At 72.0% G+C, this 15,144-nt stretch carries 13 protein-coding genes; 10 read left to right on the top strand and 3 right to left on the bottom strand.

What is annotated here, in order from left to right:
• Nucleotides 1–65 precede the first annotated feature (65 nt).
• The gene (locus SMA5143A_RS07070) at nucleotides 66–509 is read left to right on the top strand and encodes a phage holin family protein (RefSeq protein ID WP_107462058.1); all 444 of its coding nucleotides are present in this window, start codon (nucleotides 66–68) and stop codon (nucleotides 507–509) included.
• An 8-nt stretch (nucleotides 510–517) separates the two neighbouring features.
• A complete protein-coding gene (locus SMA5143A_RS07065; protein ID WP_055519513.1) occupies nucleotides 518–793 on the top strand; it encodes a DUF3618 domain-containing protein in 276 nt (91 codons plus the stop codon).
• An 86-nt stretch (nucleotides 794–879) separates the two neighbouring features.
• Here the strand turns inward: SMA5143A_RS07065 and SMA5143A_RS07060 are convergent, their stop codons facing one another.
• Nucleotides 880–1,467 carry a TetR/AcrR family transcriptional regulator gene (locus SMA5143A_RS07060; RefSeq protein WP_107462057.1) on the bottom strand — a complete coding sequence of 196 codons (588 nt, stop codon included), beginning with the start codon at nucleotides 1,465–1,467 and terminating at the stop codon, nucleotides 880–882.
• Between the two features lie 58 nt (nucleotides 1,468–1,525).
• Here SMA5143A_RS07060 and SMA5143A_RS07055 point away from each other — a divergent pair, with 58 nt between their 5' ends.
• Together SMA5143A_RS07055 and SMA5143A_RS07050 are read left to right on the top strand one after the other, a co-directional pair.
• Nucleotides 1,526–2,470 (top strand): patatin-like phospholipase family protein, encoded by a 945-nt coding sequence (locus tag SMA5143A_RS07055; RefSeq protein WP_219923578.1) that lies wholly within the window; start codon nucleotides 1,526–1,528, stop codon nucleotides 2,468–2,470.
• Complete coding sequence (locus tag SMA5143A_RS07050; protein WP_107462055.1) at nucleotides 2,467–3,918, top strand: flavin-containing monooxygenase; 1,452 nt, start codon at nucleotides 2,467–2,469, stop codon at nucleotides 3,916–3,918. Before SMA5143A_RS07055 ends, SMA5143A_RS07050 begins: the two co-directional genes overlap by 4 nt.
• Nucleotides 3,919–3,944: 26 nt before the next feature.
• Here the strand turns inward: SMA5143A_RS07050 and SMA5143A_RS07045 are convergent, their stop codons facing one another.
• Complete coding sequence (locus tag SMA5143A_RS07045) at nucleotides 3,945–5,039, bottom strand: YihY/virulence factor BrkB family protein (RefSeq protein WP_107462054.1); 1,095 nt, start codon at nucleotides 5,037–5,039, stop codon at nucleotides 3,945–3,947.
• A gap of 113 nt (nucleotides 5,040–5,152) precedes the next feature.
• On the opposite strand from SMA5143A_RS07045, the gene SMA5143A_RS07040 reads away from it, so the two are divergent.
• The 3 genes from SMA5143A_RS07040 (at nucleotide 5,153) to SMA5143A_RS07030 (ending at nucleotide 7,460) form a co-directional block, all read left to right on the top strand.
• The gene (locus SMA5143A_RS07040) at nucleotides 5,153–5,857 is read left to right on the top strand and encodes an antibiotic biosynthesis monooxygenase (protein ID WP_107462053.1); all 705 of its coding nucleotides are present in this window, start codon (nucleotides 5,153–5,155) and stop codon (nucleotides 5,855–5,857) included.
• A 106-nt stretch (nucleotides 5,858–5,963) separates the two neighbouring features.
• Nucleotides 5,964–6,701, top strand: coding sequence for an ArsR/SmtB family transcription factor (locus SMA5143A_RS07035; RefSeq protein WP_258193439.1), 738 nt, complete (start codon nucleotides 5,964–5,966; stop codon nucleotides 6,699–6,701).
• Between the two features lie 15 nt (nucleotides 6,702–6,716).
• The gene (locus tag SMA5143A_RS07030) at nucleotides 6,717–7,460 is read left to right on the top strand and encodes an SRPBCC family protein (protein ID WP_107462052.1); all 744 of its coding nucleotides are present in this window, start codon (nucleotides 6,717–6,719) and stop codon (nucleotides 7,458–7,460) included.
• Nucleotides 7,461–7,482: 22 nt separating this feature from the next.
• Here SMA5143A_RS07030 and SMA5143A_RS07025 read toward each other — a convergent pair whose 3' ends face one another.
• Nucleotides 7,483–9,309 (bottom strand): endonuclease/exonuclease/phosphatase family protein, encoded by a 1,827-nt coding sequence (locus tag SMA5143A_RS07025; RefSeq protein ID WP_107462051.1) that lies wholly within the window; start codon nucleotides 9,307–9,309, stop codon nucleotides 7,483–7,485.
• A 370-nt stretch (nucleotides 9,310–9,679) separates the two neighbouring features.
• On the opposite strand from SMA5143A_RS07025, the gene SMA5143A_RS07020 reads away from it, so the two are divergent.
• The 3 genes from SMA5143A_RS07020 (at nucleotide 9,680) to SMA5143A_RS07010 (ending at nucleotide 15,081) form a co-directional block, all read left to right on the top strand.
• Nucleotides 9,680–11,209: a hypothetical protein gene (locus SMA5143A_RS07020; protein WP_107462050.1), complete on the top strand. Its 1,530-nt coding sequence runs from the start codon at nucleotides 9,680–9,682 to the stop codon at nucleotides 11,207–11,209.
• 316 nt (nucleotides 11,210–11,525) lie between these two features.
• Nucleotides 11,526–12,989, top strand: coding sequence for an alkaline phosphatase PhoX (locus tag SMA5143A_RS07015; RefSeq protein WP_107462049.1), 1,464 nt, complete (start codon nucleotides 11,526–11,528; stop codon nucleotides 12,987–12,989).
• Between the two features lie 508 nt (nucleotides 12,990–13,497).
• Nucleotides 13,498–15,081 (top strand): TROVE domain-containing protein, encoded by a 1,584-nt coding sequence (locus tag SMA5143A_RS07010; RefSeq protein WP_107462048.1) that lies wholly within the window; start codon nucleotides 13,498–13,500, stop codon nucleotides 15,079–15,081.
• Nucleotides 15,082–15,144: the final 63 nt, after the last annotated feature.

Genomic DNA, 15,144 nt, shown 5'->3' with positions numbered 1-15,144 from the left:
GTCGGCTGCCTAGCGTGGGTCCGTCCGGGTACTCGGGGTCTCCCGAGAGGTGAGGAGGCGGAACTGTGACCGGGACCCTCGAAACCAGGCCGGACCGAGCCGCGCGTTCCGGGGCACGCGCGCAGGATCACCACTCCGTGGGGGAGCTGGTGGGACAGGCCACCGAACAGCTCTCCCTGCTCGTGCGCCAGGAGATGGCCCTCGCCAAGGAGGAGCTGGCCGAGAAGGGGCGGCGCGCGGGGCGCGGCGGCGGGCTGCTGGGTGCGGCCGGAGCCGTCGCCTACGTCGGGTTCATGACGATGGCCGGCGCCGCCGTCGCGGCGTTCTCCCTGATCGTGGACGTGTGGGCCGCCGCGCTCATCGTGATGGGCGTGCTGTTCGTGATCGCGGCCGTCCTGGCCGCCGTCGGACGCGCCCAGCTCAGGCGGGCGACCCCGCCCAAGCCCGAACAGGCGCTCGACAGCGTCAAGGCGGACGTCGACGAGATCAAGGGAAGGGCACGGCGATGATGATGGCCATGGGTGCGTCCGGTGGTGCGAAGGGGTGGTCGGAAGCCAAGGAGAGCATCGGGGCGAAGGGCCCCGACGAACTCCGCCGGCAGATCGAGCTGACCCGGTCCCGGCTCGGCGACACGGTCGAGGAACTCGCCGCCAAGGCCGATGTGAAGGCGCGCGCCCGCGCGCGCATGGACTCCGTGAGGGAGCGGGTGCCCCGGGAAGCGGTCATCGTGGGCGGGGCGGGGGTGGCCGTCGTCGCCACCGGCGTCTTCGTGTGGCGGCATTACTACCATTGATCACGAGCGGCGCCCGGGTCCGGTCGGAGAGGCGACGGAACCGGTGCCGGCCGCCGTGGGGCTCGGCGTCGTGATCCGGGGCGGGGTCAGCCGGTCATGACCTGACGGAGCAGGTCCACGAGCGGCTGTACGGGGACGGTGGGGTCGAACGCGCGCTGGACGCCGATGCCGATCCCGAGACTGAGAAGGACGAAGGCGGCGGTGTCCGCGGGCATGTGGGGCGTGACGCCCAGTTCCTGCATCTGAGCCCGGATGAGGTCCGCGAGGGCCCCGGTGACGGCGCGCCGTCGGTGGGCGAGCTGTTCGCAGACGTGTGCGTCGCGGCGGTTGGCGGTGGCGAACTCGACTTCCAGCGCGGTCCACGAGCTGTCGCCTATGTGCCGCTCGGCCCACCGGGCGAATCCCGCGAGCCTGTCCTCCAGGCGGGGCGCGTCTCCCATCTCGGCGGCGATGTACGCCACTTGTTGCAGGGCGATGCGGTCCAGGACGGCCAGGCAAAGCTCGTTCTTGGTCGCGAAGTTGGAGTACACCGCGCCCTTCGAGTAGCCGGCGGCCTCCGCGACCCGCTCGATGGACGTCTTCGTGAAGCCGTCGCGCAGGAAGAGGTCGTGCGCGGTGTCGAGGACGTGTTCGCGGGTGCGGGCCTGGCTCTCGGTCCGGGTCAGTCTTGCCACGCCTGCAGAATACCGCTAGCTTCCAGATACCGTTGATATCTGAATTCCAGGGGGATCTGTGGCTCCACGGCGTGCACTGGTGGTCGGGTGCGGCGGCACGCTCGGCTTCGCCTGGACGGTCGCCGCGCTCACCGCCGTGGAAGCGGAGCTGGACTGGGACGTGCGGACCGCCGAGGTGTCGGTGGGGACGTCCGCCGGGGCGGAAGTCGTGTCCGCTCTCGGCTCCGGGCGGTCCGTGTCCGACCTGCTCGCGGCGGTACGGGGAGAGACCGGCGCGGACCCGGTGCTACTCGCACACGTCCACGCCCACCCGGGTGCGCTGCCTCCCGTCCCGTGGCCCGGGCTGCCGGGGTCGGGGCTGGCGACCGCTGCCGTACGCGGCCGGGTCTCGCCGGGGTCGGGGCTGGTGGGGCTGCTGCCGCGCGGCCGTGGTGATGCGCGTTGGCTGCACCGATTCGGTGCCGCGCTGGCGGAGGGCCGCCCGTGGCCGGATTCCACGCGCACCTGGCTGGTCGCGGCCGACGCGCGCTCGGGCCGGCGGGTCGCGTTCGGCGCGCCGGGAGCTCCGGCCACGGACCTGGGCAGCGCGATCGCCGCGTCCTGGGCGATCCCGGGCTGGTTCCCGCCGGTGCGGATCGACGGGCGGACCTACCTCGACGGCGGCGCCGTGTCCCCGACCTCGGCGGACCTCCTCGTACCCCTGGGGCTGGACGAGGTGGTGATCGTCGCTCCCATGTCGACCTCCGGGGGCGCACCCGCCACCGGCCTGAGCCGTCTCGAACGGCTCCTGCGCCGCTGGATGACCCGGACCGTCGACGCCGAGGAACGCCTCTTGCGTGCGGCGGGATGCCGCGTCGTCCGGATCGAGCCCGGGGTGGAGGAACTGGCCGTGATGGGGGCCAACTTCATGGACCCACGACGGCGCGCGGCCACGCTCGACGTCTCCCTGCGCACCGCGCCCGACCGCCTCAAGCGAGCCATCGACAGGAGCATCGCGGCATGAGCACACACGTAGAGGTCCTCGTCGTCGGCGCCGGTATCTCCGGGGTCGGCGCCGGCGCCAGGCTCCGCGGCGCCGGTGTCCGGGACTTCCTGATCATCGAGGCGGCCGACGACTTCGGCGGCACCTGGCGGGCGAACACCTATCCCGGCTGCCAGTGCGACGTACCGTCCCGCCTCTACAGCTACTCCTTCGCTCCGAACCCGGACTGGACGCGGGTGTACGCGCACCAGTCGGAGATCCTCACGTACGTGCGGCGGGTCGCCGACACGTACCGGCTGCGCGAGCACACCCGGTTCGGGGTGCGTATGACCGAAGCGCGATGGCAGCCCGGCCAGGCCCGCTGGCTCGTCCGTACCGACGCCGGTGAGTTCACCGCCCGGTTCCTGATCGCCGGGGCCGGCCCCTGGAACGAGCCTTACGTCCCGGACGTCCCCGGCCTCGACGGTTTCCCCGGCGAGGTGTTCCACTCCGCGCGCTGGAACCACGACTACGACCTGCGCGGCAAGCGCGTCGCGGTGATCGGCACCGGCGCCTCGGCCGTGCAGTTCGTCCCGGCGATCGCCCCCGACGTCGCCCGCCTGCATCTGTTCCAGCGCACCGCCCAGTGGGTGCTGCCCAAGCTGGACCATCACATACCGAAGGCCGAACGGTGGGCGATGCGCCACCTGCCGGGCGCGCGAGCCGCGGTGGCGGGGCTGGAGTACCGGGCCATGGAGACGCTCGGACGTGGATTCCGGCGCCCCGGGCTGATGCGTGGCGTCCAGGCCGTCGCACGGGCCCACCTGCGGGCCACGGTCCGCGACGCCGAACTGCGCCGCAAGCTGACCCCCGACTACACCATCGGCTGCAAGCGCATCCTGTTCTCCAACCACTACTACCCCGCGCTGCGGCGACCGAATGTCGACGTGCACGCCGCCGAGGTGCACGCCGTCAAGGGCAACACCGTGCACGGCGCCGACGGCAGCGCCGCCGAGGTGGACGCGATCATCCTCGGCACCGGCTTCCACATCCTCGACATGCCGCTCGCGGGCCTCGTCCGAGACGGCGCCGGCCAGTCGCTCGCCGACCGCTGGCAGGGCTCCCCCGAGGCGTACCTCGGCACCGTCGTCGCGGGCTTCCCCAACGCCTTCCTGCTCCTCGGCCCCGGCCTGGGCACCGGGCACTCGTCGGCGTTCGCCATTCTGGAGGCACAGCTCGGCCTCGTCCTGGGCGCCATCAAGGCCGCACGGGAGCGGAGTTGGTCGGTGCTGGAGGTACGCGACGACGTGCAGGCCGCGTACAACGCCCGGCTGCAGACCGCGCTGGCCGGCACCGTCTACAACGCCGGTGGGTGCAGGAGCTACTACCTCGACGCCAATGGCCGCAACAGCTTCAGCTGGCCTTGGTCCACCGACCGGCTTCGCGCCGAGGTCGGTCGCTTCGAGCCGCAGGACTTCACCGCTTCCTGAGCCGGGGGAACCCCACCGCACCGCCCTCAGTTGATCGGCTCGACGTCCCGCGAGGTCGTCGTTCGGGCCCTCGCCTCCCGCAGGGCACGTAGCCGCGGCGGCCAGGCGCGTGTGTCGCGGGGCTCGACGTACGGCTCCTCCGAGGGCGGACGGCCCTGGACGATGCCGCGTTCGCGGGACAGCTCGGCGTCGAACTCCAGGCCGAGGAGGATCGCCATGTTGGTCAGCCAGAGCCAGACCAGGAAGACGACGGCGCCGGCCAGGGTGCCGTACGTCTTGTTGTACGAGCCGAAGTTGGCCGCGTAGACGGCGAACCCGGCCGACACGACGAGCCAGATCAGGGTGGCGACCACCCCGCCGGGACTGACCCAGCGCAGGCCCCGGCCGCGGACGTTGGGCGCCGCCCAGTACAGCAGCGCGATCATCAGGGTCACCAGCACCAGCAACACCGGCCACTTGGCGACGCCCCACACCGCGATGGCGGCGTCGCCGAGCCCCACCATCGTGCCCGCCCGCTCGGCCAGCGGCCCCGTGAACACCACGATCACCGCGCTCACGGCGATCATCAGCATCAGCACGAGGGTCAGCGCGATCCGCAGCGGCGTCAGCTTCCACACCGGCCGCCCCTCAGGCAGGTCGTACACCGCGTTGGAGGCACGGATGAACGCGGCCACGTAACCGGACGACGACCACACCGCCGTCAGCAGGCCGACGACGGCCAGCACCCCACCGGTGCCTCCGCCGCTGTCGCTCAGCTGTACGACGGCGTCCCGGAGCACGTCCCGCGCGGGGCCCGGCGCCAAGTCGCCGATGTTGTCCAGGAGTCCGTCGATGGTGCGCTGCCCGGCGACACCGAGCAGCGACACGGTGAGCAGCAGTGCGGGGAACAGGGACAGCACGCCGTAGTACGTCAACGCCGCCGCCCGGTCCGCGAGATCGTCGTCCAGGACCTCCTTGGCCGTGCGCCGCACCACCGCCCACCAGGAACTCTTCGGCAGCCGGATCGGGCTGCCCGCCACCTCGGGCCCCTCCCCGGTCCCGGTTCCCTCGCCTGCCCCCGACCCCATCCCCGTTACCGCCCCCGTGTTCGCCTGCGCGGCGTCGGACCGCTTCTCGTCCATGACCAGGCGGGTCTCCCGAATTCTGGCCTCGAATCGCGGAGTTGACCTGAATCCTGGTTGAGGTTGAAGGGTGGGGGTGTCCGTCCGTCGAGCACCGAACCTCGGAGAGCGTCATGACCCGTCGTACCGATGTCCATCCCGTCCTCGACCGCCCCGGCGTCGGGGCGCCCTTCTTCAGCACCTGGCGGGTCGGCACGCCGCAGCGGCAACGCCAGGTCGTCGAAGCCGTGGCCGACACCTGGCTGGGGCGGCCCTGGCCCGCCGAAGGGCTGCTGGGCTACTTCCTCTACACCGGCGAGGACGGCTCCACCCTGCTGCACTACTCGCAGTGGGCCGACGAGCAGGCCTACGAGGCCTTCGTGCGGACCCGCCGGCAGGAACGCAACGACGCGATCGACACCGCCGTGCCGGACATCGAGCGCGTCCGGCTCGGGCGCTACCGCCACTACCGCAGTCTCACCGGCGGTGATCACGACACGCGGGTGCCGGGATGCGTGGTCATCGTCGACGTCGAGTTCGACGCCCCGGATCCGGACCGGCAGCGGGCCTGGGTGGACGCCGTGGAGGAGGCGCTGGCCGCCGACCCGAACCAGCATCCCGGCGGTATCGCCGCCCACTTCCATCTCGGCACCGACGGCACCCGGGTCCTGAACTACGCCGAGTGGGAGAGCGCCCAGGCCCACATCGACGCGCTCGCCGGGGACGGCGACGGCGTCGGTTCTGCCACCGAACCGTGGCACCGCGTCCAGACCTGGCCGGGGCTGAAGGGCAGCACGGTCAGCCGGTACGCGTACGCCCTCGGCCTCGTCCCGGACTGAGACAGAAGGGGGAGGGGCGAGAAGCGACAGGTCGGCGGTCGGACGTCCCCTAGCCGAACACTCGAATCGTCTGGACAAGAAAAGTTTTCGGTGAGAGGGTGGAGTCATGTGGGACGTCACCGTGATCGAGGACCCGGAGGCCGCGGCCGTGTCGCTGGACCCCGTACGGGCCCGGCTGCTGGCGGAGCTGGCGGCCGGCCCGGCGAGCGCCGCGATGCTGGCCGGAAAGGTCGGGTTGCCCCGCCAGAAGGTGAACTACCACCTCAAGGCGCTGGAGCAGCACGGCCTGGTCGAACTGGCGGAGGAGCGCCGCAAGGGCAACGTCACCGAGCGGCTGATGCGGGCGACCGCCGCGTCGTACGTGATCTCGCCGCTCGCGCTCGCCGCCGTGCAGCCGGACCCGGACCGCTTCCGGGACCAGCTCTCGGCGCGCTGGCTGCTCGCGCTCGGCGCCCGGCTCGTCCGTGACGTCGGGTCGCTGATCACCGGCGCGGCGAAGGCGCGGCAACGGCTCGCGACCTACGCGCTCGACGGCGAGGTCACCTTCGCCTCGGCGGCCGACCGCGCCGCGTTCGTACGGGAGCTGACGGCCGGGGTGGGCGCCCTCATCCGCAAGTACGACGCTCCGGGCGCCGAGGGCGGCCGGGCGCACCGCGTCGTCGTCGCCGTCCACCCCGCGATCACCCGTCCGGCAGGGACGGGGGACGAGGGCGCGGCCACCGCCGAGCCCGGCGCCGAGGCCACGGCTGCCCGCATGGCCGACCGTCCGGCCGACCGCCCGGCCCACCCCCTGACCGGATCCCCGGCCGGGGACCCCGCCCTCGAAACTCCCTCGCATCCGTAGTACTCAGGAGCCACCATGTCCAAGGAATTCGAGATCGCCCGAGAGTTCGAGGTCGATGCCACGCCCGAGCAGGTGTGGGACGCCGTCACCAGCGGTACCGGCGGCTGGCTGTGGCCGATGGAGGCGCCCGAGCCGCGGGTCGGCGGCAAGGGGCCCTTCGGTTCCGAGGTCATCGCCTGGGAGCCGCCGCACCGGTACACCAACCGGGTGGAGGACGTCGACGGCATCTCCGAGCAGACCATCAATCAGCTCGACTACACGATCGAGCCGCGCGACGAGGGCCGCCGCGCCTGGGTGCGGTACGTGCACAGCGGCGTCTTCGTCGACGACTGGGACAACCAGTACGACGCCGCCGGCCGCCACACCGACTTCTACCTCCACACCCTGCGCCAGTACCTGACGCGCTTCGCGGGCCGCCCGCTCACCGCCTTCGCCACGTTCGAGGGGCCCGAGGCGTCCTCGGCCGCCGGCGCGTTCACCGCCGTCGCGCGGGCGCTCGGCCTCGCCGACGACACCGCCGAGGGCGCGCGCGTCCGGGCGGAGGGGCCCGAGGGGAAGCCCCTGGACGCGGTGGTCGACTACCGCAACCCCTACTTCCTCGGGCTGCGCACCGACGACGCCCTCATCCGCTTCTTCGGCCGCGGCCACTGGGGCCACCCCGTCGGTGTCAGCGTCCACGACTTCGCGCCGGGTGCCGACGCCGAGGCCGACGAGGCGGCATGGAAGGGCTGGCTGAACGGCGTGTTCAGCCAGCCCTGAAAGATCCGGAACCCTCAGCGGGTCACGGGCGGAACCGCAGCACCGACGGGTCGTGGTCGCTGATCTGGTCGTGGAACTCCGCGTTGATGTGCACGCTGTCGTACGTGAACTCGCACGAACGGCGGATCGACGGGCTGACCAGGATCTGGTCGAGGACCTGTGCGTTGCCCTGGTAGACGTACGAGTAACGCTCGTTCTTCGGCAGCGACTTGACCGAGGACCACAGCGCGCCGCCGTCCTCCAGCAGCTTGGCGGTGTCGGAGAACTCGAAGTCGTTGATGTCGCCGAGGGCGATGACGTTCGCGTTCTTCTGCTTCGCCAGGATCTCCTTGACGAACGTGTTCACGGCGGTCGCCTGGAGATGGCGCTGCGTCTCCGAGCTGCGCGCCGGCGGCTGGAACTGCGAGTGCAGCGCCTGGTCCCCGCCCTTGGACGAGAAGTGGTTCGCGATGACGAACACCGACTGGCCACGGAAGGAGAACTCGCCGACGAGCGGCTTGCGGCTGTTGGTCCAGGCGGCGTTCGCCGGGTCGATACGACCGGGCGAGAGGGTCAGCCGGGCCTTGCCGTACGCCTTCGTCACACCGACCGCGGTGGTGGCGTCGCCGCCCGCGCGGTCGGTGAAGGACACCCGCTCCGGGTTGAACAGGAACACCTGGCGGATGTTGCCGCCGGGCTCGCCGCCGTCCGCGAGGTCGACCGGGTCGATGGAGCGCCAGTCGTACGTCGGGCCGCCGGCCGCCACGATGGCGTCGATCAGCTTCTTCACCGTCTGGTCGGCGGCGACCGTACCGTCCTTCGTGGCACCGTTGTTGTCCTGGATCTCCTCCAAGGCCACGACGTCGGGCGACTTCAGGTTGTTCACGATCGCGGCCGCGTGGGCGGCGAACGTGGTGTCGGAGGGGTCCAGGTTCTCGACGTTGTACGTCGCCACCGCGAGTTCGCCGCGCGCCTGCTTACGGGTCGTCTCGCGCTCCAGGCCGCCCTGCTCCAGGGTGCCGAGCTTGCTCGCGACGAGCGTGTAGCCGCCGAACTGGCTGTAGTCCAGGGGGCCCTCGGTGGTGCCCGTCAGGACGTCGCCGACGTTCGCCTTCGGGAAGTCCGCGGCCGCGCCGAGCGACTGGATCTGGAGCCGGCCGGTGTTCTGCGAGGTGTACGAGCCGTAGACCGTGCCGCCGCGGCGGCTGGCGTTCTCCCGCGGCTTCACGGTGACCCACAGCTCGGTGAACGCGTCGGTCGCCGTGACCACACGGGCGTCGGCGACCTGGACGTTCATGCCCTCCAGGGACTCGTAGTAGTCCAGGGCGTAGGCGGCGGGGTCGAGGGTGAGCCCGTTGACCGAGCCGTTCGCGGCGGAGTCGCCGGCCGGGGCGTACGCCTTCGGTACGGACGCGGCGTCGATGACGGTCGCGGCCGGGACGGCGTTGCCACTGGAGACCACGGTGACGGTGGGGCGGGAGAGCTGGGTGACCGACTGGTTTCCGGACGAAGTGCCGCCCGGCACGAACTCGCCGACCGTGCCCGACACCGTGACCGCGTCGCCCACGGAAACCTTCGGCGTGGAGCTCGTGAAGACGAAGATGCCCTCGCTCGTGGCCGGGCTGTCGTCCGCCCGGGTGTCCTGCATCCAGAAGCCGCGCGACGAACCGTAGGTCCGTACACCGGTGACGATGCCCTCGACACCGGTGACCTGCTGGCCGGCGAGCGGCGAGGTGCGCGTGGTGCCCTGGATGTCGTGGATGCGTATGGTGTCCGCCGCGGCGGGCGAGGTCAGAGCCACGGCGGAGACGGTGGAGCAGATGGCGGCGACGGTCAGCGCGCCGATGCGCGCGGTTCTCTTGCTCGGCAAGGAAATCCCTCCGGGGACGTACATGGGCGCCGGGACGAGGGTGGACGGGGGGTGGCCAGATACCGGTGGGGCGGCGTGACGCGCGTAGAACGCCGGAACGCCCGAGAGGGGCGTCCGGGGAGGCCGGGGTCTCGCCCCCGTAGCTACCCGTGAGTTTCTACGCGCGTCAATCTCCTGCCTGGTCAGGCCCGTTGTCAAGGTTTCGGCCACGTCCGACTCCTGGCAGGTACATGAACCGGGCGGCATGGGTGGATATCCGTCTAGGCTGAGCGGTTGCCGAGGTGGTGCGCGGACCGGCCCCGCCTCGCCATCGATGATGCTTGTTCCGCACACCGCTCGCCGTCGTTCGTCCCCGAGGAGAACTCCGCCGATGTCAGACAGCTCGCCACTGCCGCCGGTGCGGCTCCGCTCCGAGGCGGAACTGGCGCGGGACGCGCTCGCCACCCCGCTGCTCTCGCGCGCCGCGCGACTCGCCCGCTGGGCCGGGCCGGAGACGCGGGTGGGCGCCGGGGGCGAACTCGTCGAGGAACAACTGCCCGCCGCGGCCGAGGCGCTCGGGCTCACCGGCGAGGGAGCCGCCGCCGGGGGCGCCGCCGGGACCGCCGCCGGGGGCACCACCCTTGAGGACGCGGCGGCCCTGGCGAGCGAGGCGTGGCGGGTGGCAGTGGACACCGGGCTCGTCGAGATCGTGGACCCGGACGAGGAGGAGGGGAGCGCGGTCACCACCGGCGACGCGCTGGCACTCCTCACCTCCGGCTCGCCCCGCGACGTCCTCGGCGTGTGGCTCGCCGCGCTGGAGGCCGCGCTGGCCGACGCGAGCGTGCCCGAACTCGACGGCCTCGTCGACGCCATGGAGTCCGGCGGCGAGATCGACTTCTCCGCGCTGGACTGGGACCCCGACGCCGAGGCGGAGTTCCTCGACGGGGTGCTCGGCAACCTCTACCTCCTCACCGTCAACGAGGACGGACCCGGCGACGGGCCGGTGCCGCTGCCCGCCCTCGCCGCGTCGATGATCGTGCCGGACGACATGGGGGAGCCCACCAACGACGTCCTGGAGCAGGTGTCGGACGCGATGATGCGGCTCGACGACCAGTTCCGGGTACTGGAGCCGGTCGGGCTGGTGGAGTACCAGCCCGTGGACGAGGCGCTCATGACGGACGCGGAGGAGACCGCGGCCGCGGGGGACGCCCCGACCGCCGAGGGCGCCGGGAGCGGTCCGGTCGTCGACGACACCGATGTCACCCGGTACGGCATGGTGCGGCTCACCCCGCTCGGGTTGTACGGGATGCGGGCGCGCCTCCAGGAGGCGGGACTCGTGGCGCCGGCGGTCGGGGACCTCTCCGACAAGGGCGCGGACGTGCTGCTCGACGGCACCGCCGGGTATCCGCCGGGGGCGGCCCTCGCCGAGACCGAGCAGTGGCTGGCCCGGCATGAACCGCTGGCCGCCGCACGCGAGTTGCTCGCCGCCGCCCGGGGGGCCGACGAGGGGGCGCCGTTGCGGCGGTTGCGCTGCCAGCAGGCGCTGTCCCTGGTGGGCGCCGCCGCGGAGCCCGCGCTGCGGGAGGTGCTCGACGACGCGGAACTGGGCGGGCTCGCCCGGGTGTGGCTCACCGAGCGGGGCGCGGCGGAGGTGCCGGCGCCGTCCGAGGAGATGGTGTTCTGGCTGACCATCGACACGGTGGCCGCGCAGCTGGCGGCCGAGGGGAACTCGGCGGAGCTGCGGGGGCTGGTGGAGGGGCTCGCGCAGCAGCACCGGGGGTTCTTCGACGCGGCGTGGCGGGTGGGGCATCCGGCCACGGCGGACGTGCTGGAGGCGATGGGGCGGATCCATCCGGACAAGCGGGTGGCGAAGGAGGCGCGGAAGGCGGCGTTCAAGGCGCGGTCGCAGAAGGGGGAGTGACGGCTGCCGGGCGCCTCATAGCTCGGGGTGCGCCTGTTGTTGGCGGGTGCGGGTGCGGGTGCGTTGTGGTTTCCCGCGCGGTTCCCCGCGCCCCTGAAAAGCGGCCGGGGCTGCGCCCCGTGCTTTTCGACGGCGCCATCGTGGGCGCGAACAGCTCGCAACCACCCGCACCCGCCCGACCACCCCGGTCCCCCGACTCCTCCCGCGGTGTTCAACCCGCGTTCAGGCAGGGGCGGGACAGTGCGGCGCGAAGCCTGGGCCCGCCACCCTCCACGGTCCTCCCACCGCACGCCTCCCACCGCACGCAGGAGACAGCATGTCGCTCACCCGCAGGGACTTCGCCAGTCGATCCGCGGTCACCGGCGCCGGTGTCGCGCTGGCCGGCACCGTGGGCGCCCTCGCCACCGCGCCGAACGCCCTCGCCGCCTCGGACGCGGACGTGGACGGCGCCGGCCTCGACGGCTCGGACGGCAAGGGGGCGCACCGGCACGGCGGGGTCGGTTACGGGCCCCTCGTGCCCGACCCGGAGGGGATCCTGGCGCTGCCGGCCGGGTTCACCTACACGATCCTCACCTACAGCGGGCGGACCAGACTGGAGTCCGGTGAGTTCACCCCGGGCAAGCACGACGGCACCGCCGCGTTCCCCGGCCCCCGGGGCACCACCCTCCTCGTCAACAACCACGAACTGAAGGGCCCCCGCGCCAACTGGCCGCACCCGGTGCCGCTCACCGAGGGACTCGTGTACGACCCGGCCGCGTCCGGCGGCTGCACGGTCGTGGAGGTCCGCCCCGACGGCCGGGTCGCCGAGTGGGTCGGTATCGCGGGCACCTCCACCAACTGCGCGGGCGGCAGCACCCCGTGGGGCACCTGGCTCACCTGCGAGGAGAACTCCGACCGGGCCGGCGTCAACGGCATGACCAAGGACCACGGCTACGTCTTCGAGGTCGACCCCTGCGACCGGCGCGCCAACCGTGACCCGAAGCCCCTGAAGTTCTTCGGCCGGTACGACCACGAGGCCGTCGTCATCGACCCCCGGCGCGGCCACGCCTACCTCACCGAGGACGCCGCAGGCCCCAACGGCCTCTTCTACCGCTGGACCCCGCCGAAGGGCTTCACCCACGGCCCCCGCAGGTTCCGCGCCCTCGCCGACGACGCGGGTGTCCTCCAGGCGCCCAAGTGCTACGACTCCGGCGGCCGTTTCGTCGACGACCTCTCCCGTGCCACCAGGATCGGCACCGTCTACGGCGTCGACTGGATCGACGTCCCCGACCGGGACGCGCGGACCGTCGCCGTGCGCAAGCAGTTCGACGAGATCACCCGTGCCCGCAAGCTCGAAGGCATGTGGTGGGGTGACGGCGACGCCTACATCGTCTCCTCCTACGCCCGCGCGGAGAGCCCCGGCGCCGCGCACGACGGCCAGGTCTGGTTCTACGACCCCAAGCGCCGCACCCTCACCCTGAAGGTCCTGCTCGGCGTCAACCCGGACCCGTCCGCCGACGGCGCCCTCGACGGCCCCGACAACATCACCGTCTCCCCCTACGGCGGCATCGTCCTCGCCGAGGACGGCGAAGGCGTCCAGCACCTGTTCGGCGCCACCGACAGCGGCCGTACGTATCCGATCGCCCGCAACGACCTGAACATCGGCACCGAGGAGGAGCCGGAGTACAGCGAGTTCGCCGGCGTCACCTTCTCGCCCGACGGAAAGACCCTGTACGCCAACATCCAGACGCCGGGCATCCTGCTCGCCATCACCGGCCCCTGGAAGCGGCAGAAGCGGTAATTAATTCGCTCGCCCCTCCCGCGACCGTCCTCCTAGAGTGATGCACGTCCAGGTGCGAAGGCAGGACCTACTTCCACTGTTAATGGGGCGGTCGCGGGTTCGAGTCCCGTCGCCGGCACCAACACGCCGGTGTAGCTCAGATGGCAGAGCACCTACGTCGGTTCCGCCGAATTCGATCTCTGGACACCCAAAACTTCATGCACCTCCCGGTGCGCAGGCTGCGGCTCCTTCTTCTGTAAAAAGAATCCACGCCGCCGCCACCTTGATCTCGGGAGGCGCGGCACAAGGTGGGTGCCCGGTGCGCAGGCAGCGGATACTTCGGGAACTGGTGAGGAATTTCCTCGTACGGGTTCGAATCCCGTCATCGGTCACGGCCGATGTGGCGGAATGGCAGACGCGCCTGTTTATAGGACCGTCGCCGACCTGGATCTCGGGCACCTTCCTTCTGCCGCGCCTCCCTCCGAAAAAAGTCACGCACAACGTGCGGAGGAATTCGGGGGAATTCACCATGGCGCGGTTCAACAGCAAGAGCACCCGGGCGCGGCCCACGTCGCGCGTCACCTCGACGGGACGCGTGCTCCGCACCCACCAGGGCGGTCGCGGCCAGGAGCGGGACGAGCGCTCGGAGCTGTTCCTGCTCTCGATCGCCAACTTCGTCGCGCAGAAGACGTTCTACGAGTCCGCCGAGGACCGGGACGACCGGTTCGCCGCGCTCGTCCGCCGTCTCGCCGTCACCGACCCGGAGTGGACGGCCGGCCTGCTCGGCTGGCTGCGTGGCGAGGGCAACCTCCGTACGGCCTCCCTCGTGGGCGCCGCCGAGTACGTGAAGGCACGGCTCGACGCGGGCGTCACCCACGGCCCGACCAACCGCCAGGTCATCGACTCGGTGCTCCGGCGCCCGGACGAGCCCGGCGAGTTGCTCGCGTACTGGACCTCCCGTTACGGCCGCGCCCTCCCCAAGCCTGTGAAGCGGGGCGTCGCCGACGCCGTACGACGGCTCTACCACCCCAAGTCGCTGCTGAAGTACGACACCGCGTCCAAGGGATACCGCTTCGGCGACATCCTCAACCTGGTGCACGCGGCGCCCGACCCGGACAAGCCGTGGCAGGGCGACCTGTTCCAGTACGCCCTCGACCGGCGGCACCACCCGGACACGGCGGTCGTGCCCAAGTCGCTGCCCGTGCTCGGGGCCCACCGGGACCTGATGGCCCTGCGGCCCGCCAAGCGCCGCAAGGTCGTGACCGGCGCGGGCGGCGCCCAGCGGCTCGCGGACGCGGGCATCACCTGGGAGGCGTTGGCGGGCTGGCTCCAGGGACCGATGGACAAGGCGGCCTGGGAGGCCGTCATCCCGTCCATGGGCGCCATGGCGCTCGTGCGGAACCTGCGCAACTTCGACGAGGCCGGGGTCTGCGACGAGGTCGCGGCCCGGGTCGCCGCGCGCATCAGCGATCCGGCCGAGGTCGCGCGGTCCCGGCAGTTCCCGTTCCGCTACCTCGCCGCGTACCGGCACGCGCCGTCGCTGCGCTGGGCGTACCCGCTGGAGCAGGCGCTCGGCCACTCGCTGGCCAACGTGCCCGCGCTGCCCGGCCGGACCCTGGTCCTGGTCGACCGCTCGGGCTCGATGTTTCACTCGCGGCTGACCGACCGCTCGTCCCTCACCTACGCGGACGCGGCGGCGATCTTCGGTGCGGCGCTCGCGCTGCGGGCGGAGGACGCGCACCTCGTCGAGTTCGGCACCAAGAGCCGGCGGGTGCCGTACCGCAAGGGCGAGTCGGTGCTGAAGATCCTGGAGCGCTTCGGCGACCTGGGGGGCACCGACACCACGGCGGCGGTGCGGGGGCACTACCGGAAGCACGACCGGGTGCTGATCGTCACCGACGAGCAGGCCACGTACAGCCACTACGGGGACCCGACCGCCCAGGTCCCGGCCCATGTGCCGGTCTACACCTGGAACCTCGCCGGTCACCGGGCGGGCCACGGCCCCTCCGGCACGGCGAACCGCCACACCTTCGGCGGCCTCTCGGACGCGGCGTTCCGGATGGTCCCGCTGCTGGAGGCGGCACGGGACGCCGACTGGCCGTGGAGCCGATGACGACGGGGGAGAGGGCGTGAGGACGCCCTGAGTGTGGCCCGTGTCCCAGCAGGGACACGGGCC

The organism is Streptomyces sp. MA5143a (assembly GCF_900290235.1).
GTDB lineage: Bacteria > Actinomycetota > Actinomycetes > Streptomycetales > Streptomycetaceae > Streptomyces.
The sequence above is the reverse complement of the archived record's forward strand: the minus strand, read 5'-3'. Positions and strand labels throughout refer to the sequence as shown.

Coding starts and splice junctions, on each gene's coding strand:
- SMA5143A_RS07015 (WP_107462049.1), top strand. CDS start 11,526: ATGTCGCTCACCCGCAGGGACTTCGCCAGTCGATCCGCGGTCACCGGC.
- SMA5143A_RS07035 (WP_258193439.1), top strand. CDS start 5,964: ATGTGGGACGTCACCGTGATCGAGGACCCGGAGGCCGCGGCCGTGTCG.
- SMA5143A_RS07010 (WP_107462048.1), top strand. CDS start 13,498: ATGGCGCGGTTCAACAGCAAGAGCACCCGGGCGCGGCCCACGTCGCGC.
- SMA5143A_RS07040 (WP_107462053.1), top strand. CDS start 5,153: ATGACCCGTCGTACCGATGTCCATCCCGTCCTCGACCGCCCCGGCGTC.
- SMA5143A_RS07050 (WP_107462055.1), top strand. CDS start 2,467: ATGAGCACACACGTAGAGGTCCTCGTCGTCGGCGCCGGTATCTCCGGG.
- SMA5143A_RS07065 (WP_055519513.1), top strand. CDS start 518: ATGGGTGCGTCCGGTGGTGCGAAGGGGTGGTCGGAAGCCAAGGAGAGC.
- SMA5143A_RS07030 (WP_107462052.1), top strand. CDS start 6,717: ATGTCCAAGGAATTCGAGATCGCCCGAGAGTTCGAGGTCGATGCCACG.
- SMA5143A_RS07045 (WP_107462054.1), bottom strand. CDS start 5,039: ATGGACGAGAAGCGGTCCGACGCCGCGCAGGCGAACACGGGGGCGGTA.
- SMA5143A_RS07020 (WP_107462050.1), top strand. CDS start 9,680: ATGTCAGACAGCTCGCCACTGCCGCCGGTGCGGCTCCGCTCCGAGGCG.